Origin of the sequence: Acidocella sp. (genome assembly GCF_013044125.1) — a bacterium.
Taxonomy (GTDB): domain Bacteria; phylum Pseudomonadota; class Alphaproteobacteria; order Acetobacterales; family Acetobacteraceae; genus Acidocella.
In genome coordinates, this window is the sequence record NZ_JABEVC010000004.1 from 1 (window position 1) to 7520 (window position 7520).

5 protein-coding genes and 1 pseudogene are annotated in these 7520 nt (G+C 63.1%); 3 read left to right on the forward strand and 3 right to left on the reverse strand.

Annotated elements, in window-relative coordinates:
- The first annotated feature begins 115 nt into the window (after positions 1-115).
- On the forward strand, positions 116-2197 hold the full coding sequence (gene fusA / locus HKL97_RS00225; RefSeq protein ID WP_291421678.1) for an elongation factor G: 2082 nt from the start codon (positions 116-118) through the stop codon (positions 2195-2197).
- A gap of 55 nt (positions 2198-2252) precedes the next feature.
- Here the strand turns inward: fusA and HKL97_RS00230 are convergent, their stop codons facing one another.
- Genes HKL97_RS00230 through ispH form a run of 3 tightly spaced genes read right to left on the reverse strand, consistent with a single transcriptional unit; the run spans position 2253 to position 4999 of the window.
- A complete protein-coding gene (locus HKL97_RS00230) occupies positions 2253-2873 on the reverse strand; it encodes a DNA-3-methyladenine glycosylase (protein ID WP_291421680.1) in 621 nt (206 codons plus the stop codon).
- Between the two features lie 12 nt (positions 2874-2885).
- Positions 2886-4034, reverse strand: a complete 1149-nt coding sequence (gene hpnH / locus HKL97_RS00235; RefSeq protein WP_291421682.1) for an adenosyl-hopene transferase HpnH — start codon at positions 4032-4034, stop codon at positions 2886-2888.
- 11 nt (positions 4035-4045) lie between these two features.
- The gene (ispH, locus tag HKL97_RS00240) at positions 4046-4999 is read right to left on the reverse strand and encodes a 4-hydroxy-3-methylbut-2-enyl diphosphate reductase (protein ID WP_291421684.1); all 954 of its coding nucleotides are present in this window, start codon (positions 4997-4999) and stop codon (positions 4046-4048) included.
- A 312-nt stretch (positions 5000-5311) separates the two neighbouring features.
- Here ispH and dxs point away from each other — a divergent pair, with 312 nt between their 5' ends.
- Both dxs and HKL97_RS00250 read left to right on the forward strand, forming a co-directional pair.
- Entirely contained in the window at positions 5312-7243 is a 1932-nt protein-coding gene (dxs, locus tag HKL97_RS00245) for a 1-deoxy-D-xylulose-5-phosphate synthase (protein ID WP_291421686.1), read from the forward strand.
- 17 nt (positions 7244-7260) lie between these two features.
- A pseudogene (locus HKL97_RS00250) lies at positions 7261-7520 on the forward strand (hypothetical protein); the annotation flags it as partial.

The window sequence follows — 7520 nt, forward strand, 5'->3', positions numbered from 1 at the left end:
CATGCAGGGAACGGGGTTGCCAAACGGCCCGCGCTGCCGCAAAAGCCGGGCAGCGCGCGCTGCTCGATGAGTGGCGCCGTACCCTTTTGTTTTTTCCTCGCCCGTGGAGGCTTTGATGGCTGATTTCGACCTTGGCAAGATCCGCAATATCGGGATCACCGCGCATATTGATGCCGGCAAAACCACCACAACCGAGCGGATTTTGTATTACACCGGCGTGTCGCACAAAATCGGCGAGGTGCATGACGGCAATACCACGACCGATTACATGGACCAGGAGCGTGAGCGAGGCATCACCATCACCTCCGCGGCTGTGACCTGCGAGTGGAAAGACCACCGCATCAACATCATCGACACCCCCGGCCATATTGACTTCAACATTGAAGTTAACCGCAGCTTGCGCGTGCTCGACGGCGCCATCTTCATCATCGAGGGCGTGGCCGGCGTGCAGCCGCAGTCCGAGACCAATTGGCGCCTGGCCGACCGTTACAACGTGCCGCGCATCATCTTCATCAACAAGCTGGACCGTACCGGCGCGGATTTTTTCCGCGCTTTCGCCACGCTGAAGGAGAAGCTGGACATCATCGCGCTGCCCCTGCAGCTCCCCATCGGCATTGAGGATGGTTTCCTCGGTGTGGTCGACCTGATCGAGATGAAGGCGATCATCTGGGAAGGCGGCGAGCTGGGCGCGAAGTTCCATGACGAGGAAATCCCCGAGAACCTCAAGGCCCAGGCCGAGGAATACCGCCAGCTCCTGCTGGACACCGCGCTCTCGGTCGATACCGCGGCGATGGAAGAGTATTTCGACAAGGGCGATGTCTCCATCGAGACCCTGAAGCGCTGCATCAAGGCCGGCACCATCACCGGGGCCTTCCGCCCCGTGCTGTGCGGCACCGCCTTCAAGAACAAGGGCGTGCAGCCGCTGCTGGATGCCGTGCTCGATTATCTGCCGAGCCCGGTGGACGTTCCCGGCATCCGCGTTGCCCCGGAAGAAGGCCAGGAGGACGACCCGAACGCGCGCCGCATCAAGGCTGACCCGAACGCCCCGTTCTCCGGTCTCGCGTTCAAGATCATTAACGACAAATACGGCACGTTGACCTTCGTGCGCGTATATTCCGGCACGTTGAAGTCTTCGGACACGGTGATGAACACCACCAAGGGCCACCGCGAGCGCATTGGCCGCATGTTCCAGATGCACGCTGACAAGCGCGCGGAAATCAAGGAAGTGCACGCGGGCGACATCGCGGCTTTCGTCGGGCTGAAGGACACCGGCACCGGTGACACCCTGGCCGCCGCCGAGGACCCGGTGGTGCTGGAGCGCATGGCGTTCCCGGTTCCGGTGATCGACATTTCCGTCGAGCCGAAGACCAAGGAAGGCATCGAGAAGATGACCCTCGGCCTGCAGAAGCTGGCGGGTGAAGACCCGAGCCTGCGCCTGAAGACCGACCAGGAAACCGGCCAGACCATTCTCTCCGGGATGGGCGAGCTGCATCTGGAAATCATCATTGACCGTCTGCGCCGCGAATACGGCGTGGATGCCAACATCGGCGCGCCCCAGGTGGCGTATCGCGAGACGATTTCCAAGGCGCATACCGAGACCTACACCCACAAGAAGCAGTCCGGCGGGTCGGGCCAGTACGCTGAAGTCAAGATCGTGTTCGAGCCGCAGGAGCGCAACGAGGGCGTCCTGTTCGAGAACAAGGTTGTCGGCGGCACGGTGCCGAAGGAATACATCCCGGCGGTGGAAAAAGGCATCCGCAACCAGGCTGAAACCGGTGTGCTCGCGGGCTTCCCCACTGTGGACTTCAAGTACACCCTGGTTGACGGCAAGTACCATGACGTTGACTCCAGCGCCCTGGCGTTCGAAATCGCCGCCAAGGCCTGCTTCCGCGAAGGCATGAAGAAAGCCAGCCCGATCATCCTCGAGCCGATCATGGATGTCGAAATCACCACCCCGCAGGACCATGTGGGCGACGTGGTGGGCGACTTGAACCGCCGCCGCGGCATGATCCAGAACCAGGAGTCCTCGGGCTCCACCATCATCGTGCGCGCGCATGTGCCGCTGAAGGAAATGTTCGGCTACATCTCGCACCTGCGCTCCATGACCAAGGGCCGCGCGTCCTTCACCATGCAGTTCCATCACTACGACCCCGTGCCGCGCAACATCGCGGACGAGATCATGGCGAAGAGCGCTTGATTTTACAGCACTGACACTGAAAACGGCGCCTTTGGGCGCCGTTTTTATTTGGTTTTTATTTGGCGGTCAGCTTGGCCAGATCCGCCGCCCGCCACAGATACAACGCTGCCGTTGAGCGGTAAGGCGCCCAAACCTGCCCGATCCGCGCCAGCTCCTTTGGCTTGGGTTGCGCCGCCAGCCCATGCAGCAATCGGTAACCCTCGCGCACGCCGAAATCATCTACTGGCAGCACATCCGGCCTGCGCAGTGTGAAGATCAACAGCATTTCCACGGTCCACTGCCCGACGCCGCGAATCCTGGTCAGCCGCCCGATCAGCTCGGAATCGGTCAGGCGGAGCGCGCGGGCGCGCGAGGGGATGGTGCCATCGGCCGCCTTGGCGGCAATGTCGCGCAGTGCCGCCATCTTGCTCGCGGAAAAGCCGCAGCCGCGCAGGGCTTCCTCGGGCAGGGCCAGCATGGCCGCAGGGGATGGCAGGGCGCCGCCGTTAAGCGTTTTCAGCCTGCCCAGAATGGCCTCAGCGGCGCGGGCGTGCAACTGCTGGTGCGCGACGGCGGAGAGCAGGGCAGGGTAGGGCTCGGAAAATTGGGGCGGATCGCGTTTGATCCGCCCGATACGCACGATATGCGCGCCTAAAAGGGGGTCGGCGGTGCTCAGATGGGCGATGGCCTTGCTCATCGCCGCCGGGCTTTATTCCGCCGCGACCCGCGCAGCCTTTTTCGCGTCGATTTCGGCCATTTTCGTCTCCACATGCTTGGAGAACACGAACTCGGCCTTGCGCGCCTTGTCCAGAGGAATGTCCTGCGCCATCGCGCCGTCCAGTTTCATGCCCTTGATCGCCAGGGCCGCCAGTTTCCATGGCCTTTTCACCGAATCCATTACCGCGGTGGCCTCAAAACCGGAATGCACCATGCAATCGGAACATTTCTCGTAATTGCCGACGCCGTATTTGTCCCAGTCGGTGCTCTCCATCAGCTCCTTGTAGGTTTTGGCATAGCCCTCGCCCAGCAGGTAGCAGGGGCGCTGCCAGCCGAACACATTGCGCGTCGGGTTGCCCCAGGGGGTGCAGGCATAGCTCTGGTTGCCGGCCAAAAAGTCCAAAAACAGCGGGCTTTGGGTAAATTTCCACTTCTTGCCGCGCTTCTTGCTCTCGACGCCGCGTTTGAAGATGGCCCGGAACAGTTCCTTGGTGCGGGTGCGGTTGAGGAAGTGTTCCTGGTCCGGCGCGCGCTCATAGGCGTAACCAGGCGAGGTCATCACGCCCTCAATGTCCATGTCCGCGACGGTGTCGAGGAATGCCGCCACCCGGTCCGGGTCCGCGCCCTCGAACAGCGTGCAGTTAATGCTGGTGCGGAAGCCCTTGGCCTTGGAGAGCTGGATCGCCTCGACAGCGCGCTCATAAACCCCGTCCTGGTCGACGGATTTATCATGCATCTGCTTGTCGCCATCCAGGTGAATGTCCCAGCAGAAATTCTTGTGCGGCTTGTACTGGTCGATCTTCTTCTCCAGCAGCAGCGCGTTGGTGCAGAGAATCACGTATTTACCCATTTTCAGATAGGCATCCACGATCTGCGGCATCTCCCTGTGCAGCAGCGGTTCGCCACCGGCGATGGCGATGATCGGCGCCGGGCATTCGCGCGCGGCCTCGATGGCATCAGCCACTGAAATCCGCTGGTTGAGAATATCCGAGGGGTAATCGATCTTGCCGCAGCCCGCGCACGCCAGGTTGCAGCGGAACAGCGGTTCCAGCATCAACACCATCGGGTAGCGCTTCACGCCGGTGATGTGCTGCTTCACCACATAGGCGCCAACTTTAAGGGCCTGACTTAACGGAACCATGTTTGCTGTCCTTAGACTTCGGCCACTTCGGCCGGTAATTTGAATTTCACGTCTTCCGGCGTGCCGGCCAGCAGTTCGATCTCCACCTGGCCGAACCGCCGCAGGCCCTCGATCACGCCTTGCACCAGCACTTCCGGCGCGGAGGCGCCCGCGGTGAGACCGACGGTGCGAATTCCCTCGAACCACGCCGCCTGCAGATGCGCCGCATCGTCAATCAGGTAGCTCGGCCGGCCAAGCTCGGCGCCGATCTCCTGCAGGCGTTTGGAGTTGGAGGAATTCTTGCTGCCCACCACCAAAATCAGGTCCACCAACTCGGCCAGGTGATGCACCGCCTCCTGGCGGTTCTGGGTGGCGTAGCAGATATCGCGCACATCCGGCCCCACGATGGCGGGGAAACGCGCTTTCAGCGCCGCGATGATCCCGCGCGTATCATCCACCGAGAGCGTGGTCTGGGTGATGTAGGAGAGTTTTTCAGGGGTTTTTACCTGGAGCGCCGTGGCGTCCTCAACCGTCTGCACCAGGTAGACTGTGCCGTCGATCTGGCCGATCGTGCCTTCAACCTCGGCGTGTCCGGCGTGGCCGATCAGCACGATCTCGCGGCCCTGCCCGGCGTAGCGGCGGCCTTCGGCGTGCACCTTGGCGACCAGCGGGCAGGTGGCGTCAATCACCGGAAGTTCGCGGGTTTTGGCGGCATTTTCCACCTTCCGGGCCACGCCGTGGGCGGAAAACACGGTCATCGCGCCATCGGGTACCTCGTCGAGCTCGTCCACGAACACGGCGCCGCGCGCCCGCAGGTCCTCCACCACATGGCGGTTATGCACAATTTCATGGCGCACATAAATTGGCGGGCCGAATTTCACCAGCGCGCGTTCCACGATGTCGATCGCGCGCTCCACCCCGGCGCAAAAGCCGCGGGGCTGCGCCAGTATCACACGCATCGTTTTGGGAGAGTTTGAGCCGTCCATCTTAAGAATCCTGTTGCCGGTCTGTCACGCTGTTCATCTTTCTGATAGGTGCATTAGGTCATTGCCTGCCAATTCCGCAAGCAGCAGTGTAAGGAGAACCTTCATACCTGCTCTTCCGCGGCTGAACAAATCGGGCTGGCGGCAGGTTAAGGGGCGCTGGCAATTCGGTTGCGCGTCGCTTATGTGGCAGTAAATGAACGGTGAACCGGATGCTGTGCCTCTGCTGACACAGGTTTTGGTTATTTGGTTTGAGTGAAGGATAAAGAGGATAATGCGGATGACACTGGCGCGGCGTACCGGAGGATTGATCTGATGCCGCCGCGCACACCGCTTCTGGACCGGGTGAAATTCCCCTCCGACATGCGTAACCTTTCCGCCGAACAGCTCAAGCAGCTGGCTGATGAGTTGCGCGCCGAGACCATCGACACCGTTTCCGTTACCGGCGGGCATTTGGGCTCCTCACTTGGCGTGGTGGAACTCACCGTCGCCATCCACGCGGTGTTCGAGACCCCGCGGGACCGCCTGATCTGGGATGTCGGCCACCAGACCTACCCGCATAAAATCCTCACCGGCCGGCGCGATCGTATCCGCACCCTGCGCCAGCCCGGCGGGCTCTCGGGCTTCACCCGCCGCTCGGAGAGCGAGTACGACCCCTTCGGCGCCGCCCATTCCTCCACCTCCATCTCCGCCGGGCTGGGCATGGCCGTGGCGCGCGACCTGAAGCATGAAGCCGACCCGCGCAACGTCATTGCCGTCATCGGCGACGGCTCGATGAGCGCCGGCATGGCCTATGAGGCGATGAACAACGCCGGAGCCATGAAGTCCCGCCTCATCGTCATCCTCAACGATAACGACATGTCGATCGCTCCGCCGGTCGGCGCCATGAGTGCGTATCTCTCCAAGCTGATTTCCTCGCGCAGCTTCATGTCCCTGCGCGACTTCGCGGCCAAAATGGCGAAGCGCTTCCCCCGCACGCTGGAGCGCACCGCGCGCCGCGCCGAGGAATACGCCCGCGGCATCCTCACCGGCGGTACCTTGTTCGAGGAGCTGGGCTTCTATTATGTCGGCCCGGTGGACGGCCATAACCTTGAGCATCTGCTCCCCGTGCTGCGCAACATCCGCGATTCCGACAGCCACGAGCCGGTTTTGCTGCATGTCGTCACACAAAAGGGCAAGGGCTATGCCCCGGCCGAGGCGGCGGCGGACAAGTACCACGGCGTTTCCAAGTTCAACGTCGTCACCGGTGAGCAGAACAAGGCCCCGCCCGGCCCGCCGAGCTACACCAACGTGTTCGCCAAGGCGCTGATCGCCGAGGCAGACGCCAACCCCAACATCGTCGCCATCACGGCCGCCATGCCGCCGGGCACCGGGCTGGACAAGTTCGAGGCCAAATTCCCCGGCCGCATGTTCGATGTCGGCATTGCCGAGCAGCACGCGGTCACCTTCGCGGCCGGCATGGCGACCGAGGGCATGGCACCCTTCTGCGCGATCTATTCCACCTTCCTGCAGCGCGGTTATGACCAGCTGGTGCATGATGTGGTGCTGCAATCTCTCCCGGTGCGCTTCGCGATGGACCGCGCCGGCATGGTCGGGGCCGATGGCGCGACCCATGCGGGGGTTTATGATCTCTGCTTCCTCGGGCCGATGCCGCGCATGATCATCATGGCCCCTTCCGATGAGGCCGAGCTGATGCACGCCGTCGCCACCGCCGCCGCGATTGACGATCGTCCCTCCGCCTTCCGCTACCCGCGCGGCGAGGGGCTGGGCGTCGCTCTGCCCGCGCGCGGCACGCCGTGGGAAATCGGCAAGGGCCGCGTTGTGCGCGAGGGCGGCAAGGTCGCCATCCTCGCCCTTGGCCCGCGCCTGGCCGACGCTCTGCGCGCCGCCGACGAGCTGACCGCCCGCGGTTTCCCCACCACAGTCGCTGACGCCCGCTTCATGAAGCCGCTGGATACCGATCTGGTGAACCAGCTTGCCCGCCACCATGAGGTGCTCATCACCATCGAGGACGGCGTCGCCGGCGGCTTCAGCGCCGCTGTCGGGCATTACCTCGCCTGGAGCGGCGTGTTCGACTCAGGGCTGAAATTCCGGCCGATGACGTTGCCTGACAGGTTGATCGACCACAACGCCCCGGCGGCGCAGCTGATCGATGCGGGGCTGACCACGGCTGACATCGTGGCGCATGCGATTGCGGCGCTGGGGGCGGAGACGCACCACGATCTGGTCGCAATTCCGGCACAGTGAGCAGCGATTATCACGCCATGAAAAACCTATTTCGCAGCGCCGGACTGGTTCTGGCGCTTGCTTTCCCTCTGGCCGCCACGGCCGCCCCTCCGGAGGCGGCGCCGGTGAGCGCGCTGGACGCCGCGCTGCTGGCCACCATGAAGGCAGGCAGCGCCGGGCAGAGTTTCGCCGCGCGCTATGCGGCGCTGGACCCGGTGGTGAAGCAGACCTACAATCTGCCCCTGGTCACGCAAAATTCCGTCGGCTTCTCCTGGGCCACCCTGCCGGCCGCGCAGCA

Excerpts from the sequence above, each read along its gene's own strand:
- fusA (WP_291421678.1), top strand. The coding sequence starts at position 116 with ATGGCTGATTTCGACCTTGGCAAGATCCGCAATATCGGGATCACCGCG.
- hpnH (WP_291421682.1), bottom strand. The coding sequence starts at position 4,034 with ATGGTTCCGTTAAGTCAGGCCCTTAAAGTTGGCGCCTATGTGGTGAAG.
- HKL97_RS00230 (WP_291421680.1), bottom strand. The coding sequence starts at position 2,873 with ATGAGCAAGGCCATCGCCCATCTGAGCACCGCCGACCCCCTTTTAGGC.
- ispH (WP_291421684.1), bottom strand. The coding sequence starts at position 4,999 with ATGGACGGCTCAAACTCTCCCAAAACGATGCGTGTGATACTGGCGCAG.
- dxs (WP_291421686.1), top strand. The coding sequence starts at position 5,312 with ATGCCGCCGCGCACACCGCTTCTGGACCGGGTGAAATTCCCCTCCGAC.